The sequence below is a fragment of the Paenibacillus cymbidii genome (assembly GCF_004764705.1).
In the GTDB taxonomy this organism is placed as follows: domain Bacteria; phylum Bacillota; class Bacilli; order Paenibacillales; family NBRC-103111; genus Paenibacillus_AN; species Paenibacillus_AN cymbidii.
On the sequence record NZ_SHLX01000023.1, the window covers coordinates 54,829 to 72,381 of the forward strand.

A 17,553-nucleotide genomic window follows, 5' to 3' on the forward strand; every position below is an offset into this window, starting at 1 on the left:
TATTTCGCCTGCTGCGCCGCGTTAGCGGGGAGGAGCGTCGTAAGCTTCGCCGACCGCCCATTCCGCAGCGAATTGCTCCAGATAGCGCAGCAGAAACGCATGACGCTCGGCCGCCAAAGCTTGGGCGGCTTTCGTATTCATGCGGTCTTTCAGCTTCAGCAGCTTCTCGTGAAAATGATTGATCGCCGTGCCGTCCCCGCTGCGATATTCGGCCGGCGTCATCGCGCCGCGCGGAGCGACCGCCGGGTCGTGCAGCTTGTGCCCGCGGGCCCCCGCGTACACGAACGTGCGGGCGACGCCGATCGCGCCTAGCGCGTCGAGCCGGTCGGCATCCTGCACGACCATGCCCTCGAGCGTCGCCATCGGCGCGCCGCCGCCGCCCTTGAACGACATCGTCGCGATGATGGCCAGCACCGCCGCCGTCGTTTCCTTCGGCGCGCCGTGCTCCTCCAGCCAGCCACGAATCTGGCGTTGGCCGGCTTCCTCCGAGGCGGCGATTTTGTCGTCCGCCAGGTCGTGAAGCAGCGCCGCCAACTCGCAGACGAAAACGTCGGCGCCTTCCGCCTGCGCCAGCTGGCGAGCCAGCGCGGCAACGCGGGCGATATGCGGCCAGTCGTGGCCGGTGCGGTCGGACTCGAGCTCGCGACGCACATAGCGGCGGGCTTCCTCCACGATCGCCGATCGGTTCATTGCGGCGCCCGCCCTTCTTCCGTCAGCGTCCAGCCGTTCCGTTCCCGCAGCGCAACGATCTGGGCGGTATGGTGCCGGTTGTGCCAAACGAATCGCTGCAGCGCGGTATCGAGCGTGATCGCGCCAAGCGCTTCGGTCGTAAAGGCGCGCGCGAACTCGTCCGGTCGCATCGAACGAAGCAGCCGGACGAAACGGCCGTGCAGCCCGCGCAGCAGCAGCAGCGAATCGTCCGGCGGCTCGCCGTAATCGGGGCGTTCCGCCCACACCTCCTGCAAGTAGGAAGGGGCGGCGAGCCGCTCCTCGGTCAGCGCGCGTTTGAAGCGCAAGTAGGCGTTAACGTCGTTGTCGGCCATATGGTGCACCACCTGCAGCACGGTCCAGCCGCCGGAGCGGTACGGCGTGCGCAGCTGCGCGGGCGTCAGGCCGGCGACGGTCGCTTGCAGCCGCTCGGCAACGCCGGCCGCTTCGCCGATCCAATAGGAGCGCTGTTCCGGCGTAAGCGGCACCGCTTCCGGAACGAAGCGGCCGATCGGGTAGCGCAGCGTTTCTTCTTGTTCTTCCATGGATGCGCCTCCTCAACGAAGCCGGCCGCAGCTTCATCCTGCCTGCGGCATTTCCCCGTTATTTTACCATATCCGGCCTGCCGGAATCGACATTTGACACGCTCCCCGGCCTGACTTAGACTGGAAACATACGTACGCCCTTTTCGCCGATAATTGGCCATTATAGAAGCAACGAAAGGTATGACAATATGAACGAACTCAACGATATTTTCCAATCCATCGCCAAGTTGAACCCGCCGCAGCGCCAGGCGGTCGAGACAGTGAAAGGCCCGCTGCTGATCATGGCCGGCGCCGGCAGCGGCAAGACGCGCGTGCTGACGCACCGCATCGCCTACCTGATCGCCACCCGCACGACGGCGCCATGGAACATTCTGGCGATTACGTTTACGAACAAGGCGGCCCGCGAAATGCAGGACCGCGTGGAGAAGCTCGTCGGCGGCCCGGCTCGCGACATCTGGGTGTCGACGTTCCACTCGATGTGCGTGCGCATTTTGCGGCGGGACGTCGAACGAATCGGATTTTCCTCCAACTTTTCGATACTCGACAGCACCGACCAGCTTTCCGTCATCCGCACCTGCATGAAAGAGCTGAACATCGACACGAAGAAGTTCGAACCGAAGAACATCCAGGCCGCGATGGGCACCGCCAAGAACGAGCTGGTATCGCCCGAGCGCTACGAGCAGCAGACCGGCGATTATTTCCAAAAAATCGTCGCCCAGGTGTACACCTTGTACCAACGCAAGTTGAAAAACAACAACTCGCTCGATTTCGACGACCTGATCATGAAGACGATCGAGCTGTTCAAGACGGAGCCGGAAGTGCTGGAGCGCTACCAGGACAAGTTCCAATACATCCACGTTGACGAGTACCAGGACACGAACCGCGCGCAATACATGCTGTGCCGCATGCTGGCGGACAAGCACCACAACATCTGCGTCGTCGGCGACAGCGACCAGTCGATTTACCGCTGGCGCGGGGCGGACATTTCGAACATCCTCGGCTTCGAGAAGGATTACCCCGAAGCGACGACCATCCTGCTCGAGCAGAACTATCGCTCCACGGCCAACATACTGGATGCCGCCAACAAAGTGATCGCCAACAATACCGGGCGCAAGCCGAAGAACCTCTGGACCGACCGCGGCAGCGGCGACAAAATCAAGCTGTTCCAAGGCGATTCCGAGCACGAGGAAGGATATTTCATCGCCGGCGAAATCGGCAAAAACGTACGAGGCGGCAGCTCGCGGTACGACGATCACGCGATTCTGTACCGGACGAACGCGCAATCGCGGGTCATCGAGGAAATTCTCATCAAGTCCGACATTCCGTACCAAATCGTGGGCGGCATCAAGTTTTACGACCGCAAGGAAATCAAGGACATTCTCGCCTATCTGCGGCTCATCTCCAATCCCGACGACGACATCAGCCTGTCGCGCATTATCAACGTGCCGAAGCGCGGCGTCGGCGATACGTCCGTGGACAAGATCGCCGAACTGGCGGCGCGGCGCAACATTTCCGCTTTTGCGGCGCTGTCCCATCTCGACGAGCTCGACATCACCGGCCGGACGAAGGCGGCGCTGGCCGAGTTCCGCAACATGATTCTCGACCTTCACCAGATGGTCGACTATTTGTCGGTCACGGAGCTGACCGAACAGATGCTGCAGCGCAGCGGCTACCGCGAGGATCTGGCGCGCGAGAAGACGCTGGAGGCGGGCGCGCGCATCGAGAACATCGACGAGTTCCTGTCGGTGACGATGGAGTTCGAGAAGAAAGGCGAGGACAAGTCGCTCGTTGCGTTCCTTACCGATCTGGCTCTGATCGCCGACATCGATTCGATGAACGACGATCCGGACGGCGACGCGCGCAGCGCGGTTGTGCTGATGACGATGCACAGCGCGAAGGGGCTCGAGTTCCCGAACGTGTTCATCATCGGTATGGAGGAAGGCATTTTCCCGCACAGCCGGGCGTTCCAGGACGAGGAAGAGCTGGAGGAGGAGCGGCGGCTCGCTTACGTCGGCATCACACGGGCGGAGAAGATGCTGTTTATGACTTGCGCGGGGACGCGGACGATTTTCGGCCGGACGAACAGCAACCCGCCATCGCGCTTCCTGAGCGAAGTGCCGGACGAGCTGAAGGAAGACGTGTCGCCCGTGCGCGAGCGATTCGGCAGCTTCTCGCGCGGCGCAGGTTCGGCCGGGTTCGGCCAGCGCAGCAGCTTCGGCGGCGGCTGGGGCTCCGGCGGATCCGGCGGAGCAAGCGGCGCGGGTTATGGCGGCGGCAGCTTCGGACAGCGCAGCGGCGGCGGCGCGGCAGCCGGCTTCGGCGCAGCGGCGGCGCCGACGGGAGCCGGGCGCAGCCCGATCGGACCGCCGGCAGGCGCTGCCGCACGGCCGCCGCAACCGGCGGGCGGGACGAACCCCGCCGACTTCCATAGCGGCGACCGGGTCGCTCACGGCAAGTGGGGCACCGGCACGATCGTTGCGGTCAAAGGCAGCGGCGACGACACGGAGCTGCAAATCGCTTTCCCGGCGCCGGTCGGCATTAAGCGGCTGCTGGCCAAATTCGCGCCGATCACGAAAGTGTAAACCAATCGAGAGGGTGACCCCCGCATGGGCGAGCAACGGACCGAAATCGAACAGCTGATAGCGATCATCGAACGACACAATTATTTGTACTATACGCTCGACAAACCGGAGCTGAGCGATGCGGAATACGACGCGCTGTACGACAAGCTGGTCCGGCTCGAGCAGGAGAGCGGCGTCGTGCTGCCGCATTCGCCGACGCAGCGGGTGGGCGGCGAGCTGATCAAAGGGTTCCCCGAGCATCGCCATCTGGCTCGGCTGTGGAGCCTCGACAAGGCGCAGAACAAGGACGGTCTGCTCGTCTGGCAAACCCGGGCGCAGAAGCTGCTCGACCAGTACAACGCCGCGAACCCGGACAACCCGCTGCCGCCTTTGTCCTATGCGGTCGAACTGAAGTTCGACGGGCTGACGCTCAACCTGACGTACGATCGCGGCGAGCTCGTGCAGGCGGCGACGCGCGGCAACGGCGTCGTTGGCGAAGGCATTCTCGCCCAGGTGAAGACGATCCGCACCATCCCGCTGCGCATCCCGTATTCGGAAGGGATATTGGAAGTGCAAGGCGAAGGCATGATGTTCCTTTCGGCGTTTGCGAAGTACAACGAAACGGCCGCCGAGCCGCTGAAGAACGCCCGCAACGCCGCCGCCGGCGCGCTTCGCAACCAGAACCCGAGGCTGACCGCGGAGCGGAAGCTGAACGCTTTCATCTACAACGTCGGCTATTCGGATCGTGTCGCGTTTCACGACCACCGGGCGATGATCCAGTTTTTGCGCGACAACCATTTTAAAGTCAGCCCGGACATCCGCTTCTTCGATACGATCGAGGAAGTGGCGGAAGAACTGACGCGCATCGAAGCCATGCGCCACGAGTTCGACTACCTGATCGACGGCGCCGTGGTCAAAATCAATGACATGCGCACCCGCGAAGCGTTCGGCTATACCGACAAATTTCCGCGCTGGGCGGTCGCCTACAAGTTCGAGGCGGAAGAAGCGATAACGACGCTGCTGTCCGTATCGTGGGAAGTGGGCCGCACCGGCAAGCTGACGCCGGTGGCGAAAGTGGAGCCGGTCGACATCGCCGGCGTTACCGTGCAGAACTGCACGCTCAACAATCTTGGCGACATCGAGCGCAAAAATTTGCAATTCGCCCTCGGCAAGGAAGTGTTCATCCGCCGCTCCAACGACGTCATCCCGGAAATTCTCGGCAAAGTGACGGACGATAAGGACGGCGGCGAAATTCTCGTGCCGTCCGTTTGCCCGGCGTGCGGTTCGGAAGTGGAGTGGCGCGGCGCCCATCTGTTCTGCCTGAACCGCACCGGCTGCCGGCCGCAACTGATCGGCCGGATCACCCATTTTGCCGCGCGCGACGCGATGGACATCGATACGTTCAGCATCGCCACGGCCGAACAGCTGTACGACGAGCTCGGCGTGCGCGATCCGGCGGACCTGTTCGATCTGACGTACGAGCAACTGATCGGCCTCGACCGGTTCGGCGAGAAGAAGGCGAACAAGCTGCTCGAAGCGTTCGAAAAATGCAAGAAGCGCGATCTCGCTTCGTTCCTGTTTGCGCTGGGCATTCCGAACACGGGCAAAACGACGACAAAGGTGCTGGCCGACCACTTCGGCGGCATGGAGCCGCTGATGGCGGCAACGGCGGAGCAACTGACCGGGCTGCCGGATATCGGCGGCATTGTGGCCGACAGCATCGTCTCCTTCTTCGCCGATCCGTTGATGCAAACGAGCATCGCGCGCATGCTGGCGGCGGGCGTCAGCCCGAAGGCGCCGGACAAGCCGGCGGCGGCGAGCGTTTCGCCGGACAACCCCTTTTTCGGCAAAACGGTTGTGCTCACCGGCACCTTGCCGACGCTCGGCCGCGACGAAGCGACGAAGAAGCTGGAGGCGCTCGGCGCCAAAGTTACCGGCAGCGTCTCCAAAAAAACCGACATCGTCATCGCGGGCGAAAGCGCCGGCAGCAAACTGACCAAAGCCCAGGAGCTCGGCATCCGCATCATCGACGACGAAGCGGAGCTGCTTCGTTTGATCGGCGAAGCGTAAGCGGCGAATGCGGCGGCTGCCCCTCTTGACCGTCCGTGCGGCCGGGAGGGGGGCTTTTTTTCGGGTTTTGCAGCAAAAGCCCCCACCGGCTGGAATTATTTTGTGCCAATCGCCGCCTCCGTATTGACCGCTTGTCTCCCCGGGCTCTAAGATAAAGCATAGGACTATCGACAGAGGTATTTCGTCGCGAATGCGTCTGATCAGCCGGGAAAGCGTGGCCAACCGAAAATGGCGTATTTGTTTCGCTCCGTCTTCCGCTTTTTGATCCCGCACAAAAAATGGCTCGCCCTTTTTTTCCTTGCCTTGCTGTTCGAGCTGAGCTTCGAATATTTTACATCCCTTTGCATCAAATATTTGATCGACGACGCGATTGCGCCGCGCAACCTCACCGTCTTTTTTGCGCTTCTGCTGGCGCTGCTGATCGGCGGCATCTTGAACCTGATCGTCGGCGTCGGCGGCGACTACGCGATGTCGAAGCTGAACGAAACGATTCTGATCGGGCTGCGCAGCGAAGTGTACGAGCAGACGCAGCGGCTGTCCGCCCGCTTCTACTCCCGTTACCGCATCGGCGATATCGTGGCCCGGTTCACGATCGATATTCCCGCCGTGGAGCATGCGCTGATGCGGACGTTCTCGAGCGGCATCCTGTCCGCCTTGAGCATTGTGGTCGGCAGCCTGCTGCTGTTTACGCTCGAGTGGAAGCTTGCGCTGATCGCCTGCGTCGGCATCGCCCTGATGTTTGTTCCGCAGCGGCTGCTGCGCCGCCGCGCCCAGCGATACAACGAAGATTACATCGGCGTCGTCGAAACGTTCTCCAATCGCATGGACGAAGAAATCAAAGCGTTCAAGCTCATTCGCGGCTTTCAATTGCAGGATGCGATGAAGGACCGGTTTCGGAAAATGATGCAAACCTGGTTCGCGCTCGGCTTGAAAAAGAACTTCATCAATTCGAACCTCGAGCGGCTGCCGATTATGGTGCTTTCCGTGCTCAATGCCATCGTCCTCGGCGTAGGCGGTTATTTTACGTTTCAGGGCGGCATGACGGTAGGGGATCTGATCGCTTTCTACTCGGTTTTCGATACGCTGGCTATTGCGGTCATTACGCTGATCGAAGTCGTTCCCGACATCAACGAAGGCGAAGTCAGCATGCGGCGCGTGAACGAGGTGCTGGACATTCGTCCCGATCTGGAGGAGCGGGAAGCGGCGGCGCAAGCTCCTTCCTACGAACGGGAAATTACTTTCGATCGCGTAACGTTCGGCTATTCGGACGCCGCTCCCGTTATTCGCGATCTGAGCGCCGCCATCCCCGTCGGCCGCTATGTGGCGCTTGTTGGCCCGAGCGGGTCCGGCAAAAGCACGGTGCTTCAGCTGCTGATGCGGTTCTACGATCCGCAGAGCGGTTCCATCCGGATGGATGGCGTCGACTTGCGCAGCATGCCGCTATCCTCGCTGCTGCAGCAAACCGGCGTCGTGTTCCAGGAGCCGTACTTGTTCCAGGCGACGATCCGCGACAACTTGCTGGCCGTTCATCCCGGCGCAAGCGAAGAGGAACTGGTCGCGGCGGCTCGCGCGGCGGACGTGCACGACGCGATCCTGCGGCTTGCGGACGGCTACGACACGATGATCGAGAACGACGGGGCGAACTTGTCGGTCAGCTTGCGCAACCGGATCGCCGTTGCGCGCGCCATGCTGCGCCGGCACGAGCTGATGCTGCTGGACGAAGTGGCCGCCGCGCTCGATCCGGAATCGGAGGTCGAGCTGAACCATACGTTGGCGAAGTTCGGTTCGGGGCGAACCGTCATTGCGGTTTCGCACCGGCTGCGAACGGTGGCTCACGCCGACCGGATTTATTTCATCCAGCAAGGCGCCGTCGTCGAAAGCGGCACGCACGACCAGCTTCTGGAGCGCAAAGGCGCTTACGCCCGGCTATGGGCCAAGCAGCAAGGATTTCGTGTCACGCAGGAAGGCAAAGTAATCGTGGAGGCGGAACGATTGAAACAGATGGCGTTTTTTTCCGATATGAACGAGGAGCAGCTGGACGAAATCGCGGGCTTGCTGGCGACCGAACAAGTCGCCGGCGGACAGCACATATTCCGGCAGGGCGAACCGGGGCACAAGTTTTACATTATCGTCCGCGGCAAAGTGGAAGTCAGCCGGCGCAACGAAGCGGGGGAGACGGTGCGGATCGCCGTGCTTCAGGACGGCGACCATTTCGGCGAAATCGCGCTGCTGAACGAAGTGCCGCGCACCGCAGACATTACGGCGCTCGCGGACAGCACGTTCCTGACGCTGACGCGGGTCCAGCTGCTGCCGCTGCTGGACCGGTACGAGGACATCAAGGTCAAGCTGTACCGGTCGCTCTCCGAGCGTTTGTCGGGGGAATAGCCGGGCGAATGGGGAAAGCGGGGGAACCCGCGGAACCCCGTTGAAATTTACTTCGTTACCCTTGGCGCTGAAATAGGCCATGAAAAATGGCTTATTTCCATTCTCAAGCAGACGACGCGTCCAGCCAGCGAACCTCGGCCTTCGAGACGGCATCAAGGAATATACAGCGACGCGCCTCCGTCGTGCCATTTCACGAGGCCGGGCTTGCCCAGCCTGCGGAAGCGGTAAAGCACATACAGCCGGGGCAGCAGCACCCAGGCATGAATACATAAGATGCCGGCGAACAGCGGCAGCGGAATCCATACATAGGCGATGCCCGCCCAGGCGATGCCGATCGCCAGCAGGTGCAAGTGCAGCCGCGTCTGCGCGCGCAAGCCGGCGAAGCCGCCCGGCAAGAAGCCGCAGCAGAGCGGCCGGAGCTTCCAGGCCCAGCTGCCGCGCGAGGAGTCGCGCGTGGTGCGCAGCAGCGTCATCGTCAGCGCGGTGTGCATCGCCCAGACGATCGGCACGCCGAGAAGCGCGTACCCGATGCCGCGTCCGCCGGCCACGGCGATTTCGACGGCGGCGAACAGCAGAAGCAGCAAAGCGTAAGCGGTCGTCGCGACAGGCGGAAATTGCTGCCGGCCGGCCAGCGTATAGTTGTAGAAAGTCGACTCCCCGGAAAGTCCGCGGTCGCGCTCTTTATCCCGGTCCTTATCCCAGTCTCTCAGTTGATCCTGTCGTTTCATCGCGAAATCCCCCGATACATGCTGCTATCTATTGTATCGGCAATCCGCGCGACTGGGAAGAGAGCGTTTCGTCGATCCTCTCGCCGGCCGGGTTACCCGACTACGCCGGTGCGCTCCACGCTTTCGACAAAATACTTCTGCACAAGCGCATACAGCACAATAAGCGGCAGCACGGCCAGCAGCAGGCCGGTATTCATCAGAATCGACATGTAGAACGGGTCGAGCTGCGCCGCCGACAGTTCTTCGGGGAACGCGTACTTCTGCATGTACACCGGCAGCGTGCTCAGTTTGACCGACATGACATCGGCGCCCGACATGTACATCGACGTGTAGAAAATATCGTTCCACTGCCATACGAAGGCGAACAGCATGACAGTAATCGTCGCGGGAATCGCGTTCGGCATCATGATCCGCGCGAAAATCCCGAACATGCCGGCGCCGTCGACCAGCGCCGCTTCCTCCAGCTCCTTCGGCATCCCGCGAAAAAACTGGCGGAAGATGAACACATACAACCCCGCTTTCAGCCCCATGCCAAGCACCGACGACAGCGCGAACGGCCAGTACGTGCCGATCAAATTCCAGCCGCCCCCGGAGACGAGCGTCGCCAGCCCGAGCGGATCAAACGATTTGAAATTGAGGTAGTTCGGCAGCATAACCGTTTGCGGCGGCACGACGATCGTAAAAATCACGCAGGCGAACAGCAGGCCCGAGCCGGGAAATTTCAGCCGGGCGAACGCGTAGCCGGCCAGCGCGCACGTTACGGTGAGCAGCAGCATCGTCAAGCCGGACAAGAGGAACGTGTGAAACACCGTGCTCCCGTACTGCATGACCGTCATCACGTCCTTGATGTTCTGCAGCGTCGGATGCTGCGGAATCCAGATGACGTTCAGGTTGTAAATGTCTTCCTGCGGCTTGAACATCATCGACAGCTTCTCGAACAGCGGGTAAACGATCACAAACGAGATGCCGATGACGAGCACGGCGCGGAAGAGCGACCAGACGAGCAGCACCGCCCGGTGCAGCAGGACGCTGCGATTCAGCCGGCGCCACCCGTCCAGGGGAAGACGGCCGATGAGGTGTTTGAAAGGCATCGTTTGTTCCTCCTTCCCGTCAATCATAATAGAACACCTTGCGCGAGATCAGCGCGGTCAGAATGACCAGCAGCAAGGAGATGATCAGAAAATAAAGCCAAGACATCGCCGAACCGAGGCCAAAATCGAGCGATTTGAACGCCGTGTTGCGGATCAACAGCGTCATTTGGTTATTGGTGAAATTGTCGATGACCGAATAGACGACATTCGTCACGATCAGCGGGCTTACCATCGGAAACGTAATTTTCCAGAACGCCTCGTAGCCGGTGGCGCCTTCGATGCGCGAAGCTTCGTACAGCGCGGGGGAAATCGACTGCAGGCCGGCGAGGAAAATCAGCATCTGCACGCCGGAGGCGCTGACGATTTCGTAAATGCGGTCGACCGCGCCGGTCAAATAGTCGACGAGCACAATGTTCATGCCCGAGCGCAGCAGCAGCTCGCGCAGCTCGAAGCTCTGCAGCAGCGCGCTGCCTTCGTCGCCGGCCGTTTCAAGCGAAGCGTTGTCCATCACCATGCCCATCAGATCGACGTGGGCCATTTCGGCGGCGACGCCGGACGCCAGAATGACCGGCAGGAAGAAGACGGCCCGCGCCAGGCCGCGGCCGCGGAACTTCTGGTTCAGCAGGCTGGCGGAGAACAGGCTGAACAGCAGGATGAGCGGCACGTTCACCAGCATGTCGGTGACCGCTTCCGTCAGCGTGCGGTTGTATTCGGCGTTCTCGAACAGCGCCTTGCGGAAATTGCCCAGTCCGATGTACTCGAACGTCAGCCCGTCGCCGGTGAACGTAAGCTGGTGCAGGCTGAAGCGCAGCGATTCCAGCATCGGCGCGGCGAACAGCAGCGCGAAGCCGAGCAGCCACGGCGCGACAAACAACAGCCCCATGGCGCTGCGCTGCCGCGGCAAGGTCCAGCGGATCCGTCGTTTCATCGCGCGCCACCTCCTGTCGCATAACCGAGCGCCGCCACGGTAATGCCGTCGACCGTCGCCGGCCGGTCGTTGTAGTTGACGATGACGTAAGCGCCGTTTTCGTAGCGGGTGCGGAATACGCCGTCGGCCAGCCTGTCGTGGCCGGTCATAATCAGATGGCGCACGCCGGCCTGGGCCCGGTTCAGCTCGGCGTACAAGGAAGCGGCCTCCGCGATCCAGTCGCCGTAATGCAGCGCGAACAACCCGTTCAGCTCGGTCTCCTTTACGGCGGCGGAGGGGGCGTATGTCCACTCGTACGACAGATTCGCCCCGTACTCGAGCGCGTGCAGCAAATAAACGCGGCCGTTCTGGTCGTCCGCCAGGTTGGCCGGCGTGCCGGCATAATCGATATATCCGTGCACGACCATCGGATAAAACGGCACCTGTTCGTCCTCGATGCCAAACCGGCTGCTCGTCAGCGGCGCCTGGACGAGGTGCCGCGCATAAGGGAGCGCGTAAGCATTGCCGCCGGCGATCATCGTGTCGCCGTACGCTTCGTGCAGCCGCTCCGTTTCTTTGGCGACCAGATCGGCCGCTTGCTCGCGGTCGATCTGCCTGCCGTCGCGATAGTCGGCGGCCAGCGTGTCGCCCATGTCGCGCAGCGAAAGCCCCTGCAGGCCGAACGAACGGTAGGCGGCGATCAGGCCGTCCGTCGTTCGCGCCAGCTTGGCGGGCGACAGCGCGTAGTACGCGGCGGCGTCACGGTCGCGGCGCTGCGTGGCCGGATTGAACGGCAGCAGCTTGACCGGCTTGCGGTCGAGGAAGCGGGCCGCGTCCGAACGCGGGCTGAAGGAACCGTTGTCGTAGACGTGCTGCGTCGCAATGTCGGGGTAGAGCGATACATTCGACCGGCGCAGATTGTCCGCCAGGTCCAGCAGCCGCTTTTTGCCGCCAAGTACGTCTGCCGCGCTCAGCCGCGAGGCGCCGCCTTGGCGGATTCCGTCGCTCTGCCAGGCGCTCAGCCGCAGCTTCACTGGCCGGACGCCGCGCTGCAGCAAGTCGTTTGCGATCGTGCCGGCTTGCGCGAACGTGGTCAGCGGAGCGAGCGAATCGTACGGGATGCCGAGGAACGTATGGCGCTTGTTGACCGCCCCCAGCAAGTCGAGATAAAACGGCGTTTCGCTCGACGGCTCGAGCCGGATAAGCGCGTTTCTGTCGCGCAAGTAGTCGCGGTACGCGGCGGCCATGCCCGCATAATCGGCGTTGTCGCCGCGCAGGAACGAGTAGCGGATCGTCAGGTCGCCCTGATGCATCGGGCGCTGGTACAACGCCATCGTCTGGTTGGCGTAGCTGGCGTCGACGCTCAGCTCGTCGCGCGCCGTCACCTCGAAGCTTGCGCCGACGTGGTTGTAGCCGTGCTGCCTGCCGCCAACGTCGGCGGCGATGGAAGCGATCGCCGCGCCATCCTCGATGACCGCCAGCATCGCCCGGTTCGCGAGCTTCATGCCGAATACCGGCAGGCGCACCTTCTCCGCCTTCTGGCTGCGAATGTACTCGCGTTTGGCTTCATCGGCGCCGTAAACCGGGGCGAGGTACGGCTGCTCGTTCGTTTTGCCGTTGTTCAGGCGGATGAGCGCCCCCGAACCGTCGGGCACGAACATGTAGCCTTCTTCGCCCGCGCCGGCAGCGCCGAAGTAGTCGAGCACCGCGATCGTTTGCAGCGGCAGCGATTCGGGCTTTTTCAGCTCGGCCATGCTCACTTTGGCCAGCAGGCCGGTTTCCTCCAGCTCGTATTCGAGCGGCACCGTAAAGATCGGCTTTTCCTCCGCCGCGCTTTTGCCGCCTTTGCCGGCGGCTTCCAGCGCTTCGGGCGACACGCCGATGGCCGCGAAGATTTCCAGCAGCCGCTTCTGCACGCTGGCGTTGTTGTTGGCCCACTGCACGTAAGCGTCCAGCTTCTCGTCCAGATGGTAACGCCGCTCCAGGTCGTTGCGCTGCTGTTCGTCCTTCGCTTTCGCCAGCACCTCGCGCTCGAACGTGCCGCGGTCGATTTGCTGCGGGGCGGCCAGCTTGGTCAAATCGCCGATCGTGTAGACGAATTTGACGCCGCGTTCGGTTTTGCTCACGGTGAACTGGCCGGCTTTGATGCTGTCGTTGAAGTTGTCGAGCGACACCGGCTGGCCGAGCTTGTTAAAATATGTAAGCGCCAGCTGCGAGCCGAGCTTGCCTTTGGCGTAGGCGTCGGCGGCGGGATCGCGCTCGCGGTCCGCCGGATTCGACGTCCAGAGGCCGCCGCCGCGTTTGTCCAGCACGGCGACCGCCGTCGTTTCCGCGCTGTAGAACAGCGCGAGCTCGGCGTTCTCCGCGGCCAGCAGCATGCCGGCGGGAGCTTGGGCGGCGGCCGCCAGCGCCTGCACGCGAGCGGCCGGTTTCCCCTCTGTCGGCGAAGCCGCGACTGCCGAAGCAGAGCCCGTCGCCGCCGCAGCGCCAGCGGCAACGGCCGCCGGCTCACCGCCGGAGCGAGACGCGCACGAAGCGCACAAGACGCAGCCAGCCAGCAGCAGGGCAGCGGCCGCCGCCATGTTGCGTTGTCTTTTCACTTGAGACGGCCCCCCTTCACATGCGGAATGACAACTCCTGATACAAGCTCTGCACGAACACGATCATTTGTTGGATCAAGCTGAAGAACAACACGCCGAGAAAAATGATGATGCCGATCACGACCAGCGTCAGCGCCATCGTTACGATCGTTTTGGTCACCGAATACTGGTGAACGGTCATCGTGCCGATGAACAGCAGCCAGACGAACCAGGCGCCGGCAAGCGATTGCAGCAAGTAATAAAACGCGCCCTCCTGCAGCGTCAGCAGATGGCTGAGCGCGATTTGCGGCGCGTACACGACGATCAGCGGCGTTACCGCATAGCCGGTCGCCGTGACGATTTCGCGGAACGTGCCTTCGCCGTCCATCAGCGTCGTCAGCGACCAGTTGGCGACGCACCAGACGAGAAACGGGAGCGCGATAAGCTTCATTTCGTCCCAGCTGTTCAGCTGCCTGGGGTCGGTGAAGTTGAACAGGAAGCCGGCGTACTGCCGCTTCAGAATGGCGACGAGCACGAGCAGCAGCACCAGCCCGAGCGCCACGCTCAGGCGGCCGGCCTGCTCATGCTTGAGGTCGTCGTAGCCGGCGAAAGGGCGGAGGAGCAGACGGAACGGAAACGCAAGATGCTCAGCCCGCATGATCGGTCAACCTCCTTCTCCGGTATTTTCTGGCGAAAACGGCGGCCAGCGCGGCCAATACGGCAAGCAGCAATCCGGTCATATACGCGTCGAAGTGTTCGCGCATATAGTCTTTGCGGTAGCGGGCATACGCCTTGGAGTAATACTCGCGGTTGTAGCCGAGCTTGAAATACGCCATCGCTTCCTTGTTCCGCCCTTGGCGGAGCAGCGACTTGCCGATGCCGGTATACGCGATTTCATAGTTGGCGTCGAGCCGCAGCACCTGCTCCCACGCCCGGGCGGCCTCGTCCTCCTTGCCTTCGCCGTGCAGCGCGATCGCCCGGTTCACCGCGTTGCCGAACAGCGTCGGCGCAAAGACGTGAAGCTGCGCAGTGCCGCGGTCGAGCACAAGCAGCCGGTCGCCGACCCGCTCGAGCGCGGCCGGCGACTGGAACGTGCCGGTCATCTTGCCGAGCCCGCCGAAAATATACAGCAAATCGCCTTCGTCGCTGTACGTAAACACCCGGCCTTTGCCGGAATCGAGCGCGCTGTAGGTGCCGCCCGGAGCGACGTCGATGTCGATGAAAAGCGAGTCGATCAGCTTGCCGTCGACGATCGCAAGCTGCTTGTCGCCGGTCGGCGGGGAGAAGCCTTGTTTTTTGAGAATGTTGCCGCCTTTCGGGCTCAGCTTCTGGATCTTGTCGGTCGACAGCATCTTCGAGGTGGTCGTGTACAAGAAGCCTTCCTCGCCCACGTCCAAGTTGTTGAATTCGAGCGGCACGAACAGCGTCATTTGTTCGCGCTGGGCGGTCGTCGAGATGCGCTTCCACATATAATCGGCGAAGTTGACCCGCACCGGGTTGGTGCCCGTAAACGACTGGAAGACGCCGTCCGCATCGAATTCCATAATCCCGTCGATCACCCCTTTGCCGATGACGTACAACCGTTTCGCTTTGTCCATCGCGATTTTGCGCGGGTGGTAACTGAAATTGCCGCGCAGCACGTCGGACTGCGGCGCGCCGTACAGGTGCAGCAGCGAGCCGTCGGCGGCCAGCTCGACAATGCGGCCGTTGCCCGTATCGGCGACGAGCATCGAGCCGGATTCCGTCACGAACAGCCCTTCCGGGTGCGCGAAGGTATCGTCCTTGCCTTCGTTGCGGAAGCCGACGAATTGGTTGACGAACTGCAGCCGGCTGTCGAGCACAACGATCCGGCCGTTGCCGGAATCGAGCACGTACACGCTGCCGTCGGCCGTGACCGCCACGTCTTCGGGCGAACGGAAGGCGCCGATGCCGAGCGACGCGCCCGATACGGCGCGTTCGGGCAAATAAGCTTGCGGCGCGCCCGTCGCTTCGCCCCAGTAGGAGTAGTGGTAGCCTTCGTACGGCGCGGCAGCCGCCGTTCCGGGCGAACCGAACAGCGCGGCGGCGACGGCAACTGCCGTCACCCGCAGCAGCCGGCGGCGCCAGCGGCGCGCCAAACCCGTTTTCCAAAGGGCCAAGACCATGGCTTCTTCACTCCTTCAGCCCCGAGGTGGCCATCGTCTGGATGATGCTGCTTTGCGACACGAGGAACAGCACGATCGGCACGCTCATCATCAGCACCGCGCCGGCGGCGGCGTTGCCCGTGCGCACGATGCCGCCCGCGACGACTTGCCCGAGAGCGTAATGCATCGTTTTCAACTGCTCGCTGTAAATGTACGTGCCGCCGTCGGTGCCCCACAGCAGCTGGAACAGCAGAATCGTCAGCGTCAGCCAGGCCGGCTTGACGAGCGGCATGACGATCGTCCAGAAGATGCGGTATTCGCTGGCGCCGTCGATCTTGGCCGATTCGAGCAGCGCGTCGGGAATTTGCTCCATGAACTGCTTCATCAAATACAGCCCGAGCGGGAACGCAAACGCCGGCACGATGATCGACGCGTACGTGTCGAGCCAGCCGAGCCACGCCATCGTCATGTAGTTGGAAATGGCGGTGACGTGCGGCGAAAACATCAGCGACAGCACGATCGTCGCAAACATCCAGCGGGCGCCGGGAAAACTCATCTTGGCCAGCGGGAACGCGGCGGCGGAAGCGAGAATGACGTGGCCGGCCGTGCCCGCAAGCGTGATGAACACCGTATTGAAGATATAGCGCGAAAAGGGCACCCACGAGTTGGACATCAGTTGGAACAGCCCGGAAAAATTCGCCCACGTCGGGTTGCGCACCCAAAATTGCGGCGGAAACACGAACAGCTCGTCAAGCGGCTTGAACGCGTTGCTGATGGCGAAGACGAGCGGCAGCGCCATGAAGGCGCCGAAACAGCCGAGCAGCGCGAACAGCAGCAGCGTGCCGGCAAACGAGCGGTTCACTTTCTTGCGGACGCCGAAACGCATCGTGAAGCGCACGGCGAAGCGGCGGGACCGGCTTATCGTTCTTCCGCGTGGGGATAGTTGCGTTTGCATCCGTTCACCTTCCTACCCGCCGCAGCAGCGACTGCGTGACGAGGTTCGTGCCGATCATAAGCAGGAACAATACCGTGGCGATCGTCGAGGCGTAGCCCATCTCGTAGCGGATCGTGCCGAAGTCGATCAGATGCGTGACGATCGTATGCGCCGAATACTGCACGCTCGGGAAACCGGCAAGGTTGATCGATACGTCGGCGACGGCGAACGACGACGTGATCTGGATGACCGCGCCGAACATCAGCTGCGGCCGCATCGACGGGAGCGTAATGTACCACAGCTCCTGCCAGCGGTTGCTGATGCCGTCGACCGCGCCGGCCTCGAACAGCGTCCTGTCGACTGTCTGCAGCCCGGCGATAAAGGCCAGGAAGCTGGTGCCGAGACTGAGCCACAGCTGCACGAGCATCACGATCATCAGCGTGTAGTGCGGATTTTTGAACCACAGGATCGGTTCGTAAATGAAGCCGAATTTCATCAGGAAGCTGTTCGCATAGCCGTACGAATCGCCGTTGAAAATCATTTGCCAGATGAAATAAACATTGCCCGAAATAGAAGGGGCGTAAAAGACCAGCGTCATGAACGCGCGCACCTTCGGCGACAGCTCGTTGATCAGCCAGGCGAACACGAAGCAGGCGATATAGCTGATCGGGCCGGTGATGGCGACGAACAGAATCGTATTTTTCACGGCGATCAGAAAGACGTCGTCTTCCAGGAACAGGCGGGCGTAATTTTGCCAGCCGACCCAGCGCGGAAACTGCAGCATGTTGAAGTAGGTGAAGCTGATCGCGATCGACATGAGCACCGGCAGCACGGTGAACAGGCAGAACAGCAGGAAATAAGGGCCGAGCAGCGCATATGCGTGTTTGTTCCGCCGGACCCTCGCCATCCAAGGTTGCATGCT

The 17,553-nt window shown here is 62.1% G+C and carries 13 protein-coding genes; 3 read left to right on the forward strand and 10 right to left on the reverse strand.

All coding sequences use genetic code 11. The features are described 5' to 3' along the window. Positions 1–21: 21 nt before the first annotated feature. Both EXY20_RS26470 and EXY20_RS26475 read right to left on the reverse strand, forming a co-directional pair. On the reverse strand, positions 22–690 hold the full coding sequence (locus tag EXY20_RS26470) for an HD domain-containing protein (protein ID WP_135555146.1): 669 nt from the start codon (positions 688–690) through the stop codon (positions 22–24). Beyond that, on the reverse strand, positions 687–1,253 hold the full coding sequence (locus tag EXY20_RS26475; protein WP_135555147.1) for a YfiT family bacillithiol transferase: 567 nt from the start codon (positions 1,251–1,253) through the stop codon (positions 687–689). The genes EXY20_RS26470 and EXY20_RS26475 overlap by 4 nt, the downstream gene beginning before the upstream one ends. A gap of 188 nt (positions 1,254–1,441) precedes the next feature. Here EXY20_RS26475 and pcrA point away from each other — a divergent pair, with 188 nt between their 5' ends. From pcrA to EXY20_RS26490, 3 genes are all read left to right on the forward strand, one after another. Continuing rightward, a complete protein-coding gene (pcrA, locus tag EXY20_RS26480) occupies positions 1,442–3,835 on the forward strand; it encodes a DNA helicase PcrA (protein ID WP_135555148.1) in 2,394 nt (797 codons plus the stop codon). 24 nt (positions 3,836–3,859) lie between these two features. Next, complete coding sequence (gene ligA / locus EXY20_RS26485) at positions 3,860–5,884, forward strand: NAD-dependent DNA ligase LigA (RefSeq protein ID WP_135555149.1); 2,025 nt, start codon at positions 3,860–3,862, stop codon at positions 5,882–5,884. 228 nt (positions 5,885–6,112) lie between these two features. Beyond that, on the forward strand, positions 6,113–8,269 hold the full coding sequence (locus EXY20_RS26490) for an ABC transporter transmembrane domain-containing protein (RefSeq protein ID WP_135555150.1): 2,157 nt from the start codon (positions 6,113–6,115) through the stop codon (positions 8,267–8,269). A gap of 152 nt (positions 8,270–8,421) precedes the next feature. Here the strand turns inward: EXY20_RS26490 and EXY20_RS26495 are convergent, their stop codons facing one another. The 8 genes from EXY20_RS26495 to EXY20_RS26530 all read right to left on the reverse strand — a co-directional run bounded on the left by EXY20_RS26495 (position 8,422) and on the right by EXY20_RS26530 (position 17,550). After that, positions 8,422–8,997: a hypothetical protein gene (locus tag EXY20_RS26495; protein ID WP_135555151.1), complete on the reverse strand. Its 576-nt coding sequence runs from the start codon at positions 8,995–8,997 to the stop codon at positions 8,422–8,424. A gap of 92 nt (positions 8,998–9,089) precedes the next feature. Beyond that, on the reverse strand, positions 9,090–10,088 hold the full coding sequence (locus EXY20_RS26500) for a carbohydrate ABC transporter permease (RefSeq protein ID WP_135555152.1): 999 nt from the start codon (positions 10,086–10,088) through the stop codon (positions 9,090–9,092). Between the two features lie 19 nt (positions 10,089–10,107). Further along, on the reverse strand, positions 10,108–11,016 hold the full coding sequence (locus EXY20_RS26505) for a carbohydrate ABC transporter permease (protein ID WP_135555153.1): 909 nt from the start codon (positions 11,014–11,016) through the stop codon (positions 10,108–10,110). Next, positions 11,013–13,595 carry a DUF5696 domain-containing protein gene (locus EXY20_RS26510; protein ID WP_135555154.1) on the reverse strand — a complete coding sequence of 861 codons (2,583 nt, stop codon included), beginning with the start codon at positions 13,593–13,595 and terminating at the stop codon, positions 11,013–11,015. Before EXY20_RS26510 ends, EXY20_RS26505 begins: the two co-directional genes overlap by 4 nt. A gap of 16 nt (positions 13,596–13,611) precedes the next feature. After that, on the reverse strand, positions 13,612–14,232 hold the full coding sequence (locus EXY20_RS26515) for a Yip1 family protein (protein ID WP_135555155.1): 621 nt from the start codon (positions 14,230–14,232) through the stop codon (positions 13,612–13,614). Beyond that, positions 14,222–15,718 carry a gluconolactonase gene (locus EXY20_RS26520; RefSeq protein WP_135555156.1) on the reverse strand — a complete coding sequence of 499 codons (1,497 nt, stop codon included), beginning with the start codon at positions 15,716–15,718 and terminating at the stop codon, positions 14,222–14,224. The genes EXY20_RS26515 and EXY20_RS26520 overlap by 11 nt, the downstream gene beginning before the upstream one ends. A 7-nt stretch (positions 15,719–15,725) precedes the next feature. Further along, positions 15,726–16,583 (reverse strand): carbohydrate ABC transporter permease, encoded by an 858-nt coding sequence (locus EXY20_RS26525; RefSeq protein ID WP_135555227.1) that lies wholly within the window; start codon positions 16,581–16,583, stop codon positions 15,726–15,728. A 73-nt stretch (positions 16,584–16,656) separates the two neighbouring features. Beyond that, a complete protein-coding gene (locus EXY20_RS26530; RefSeq protein WP_135555157.1) occupies positions 16,657–17,550 on the reverse strand; it encodes a carbohydrate ABC transporter permease in 894 nt (297 codons plus the stop codon). Between the last annotated feature and the right edge of the window lie 3 nt (positions 17,551–17,553).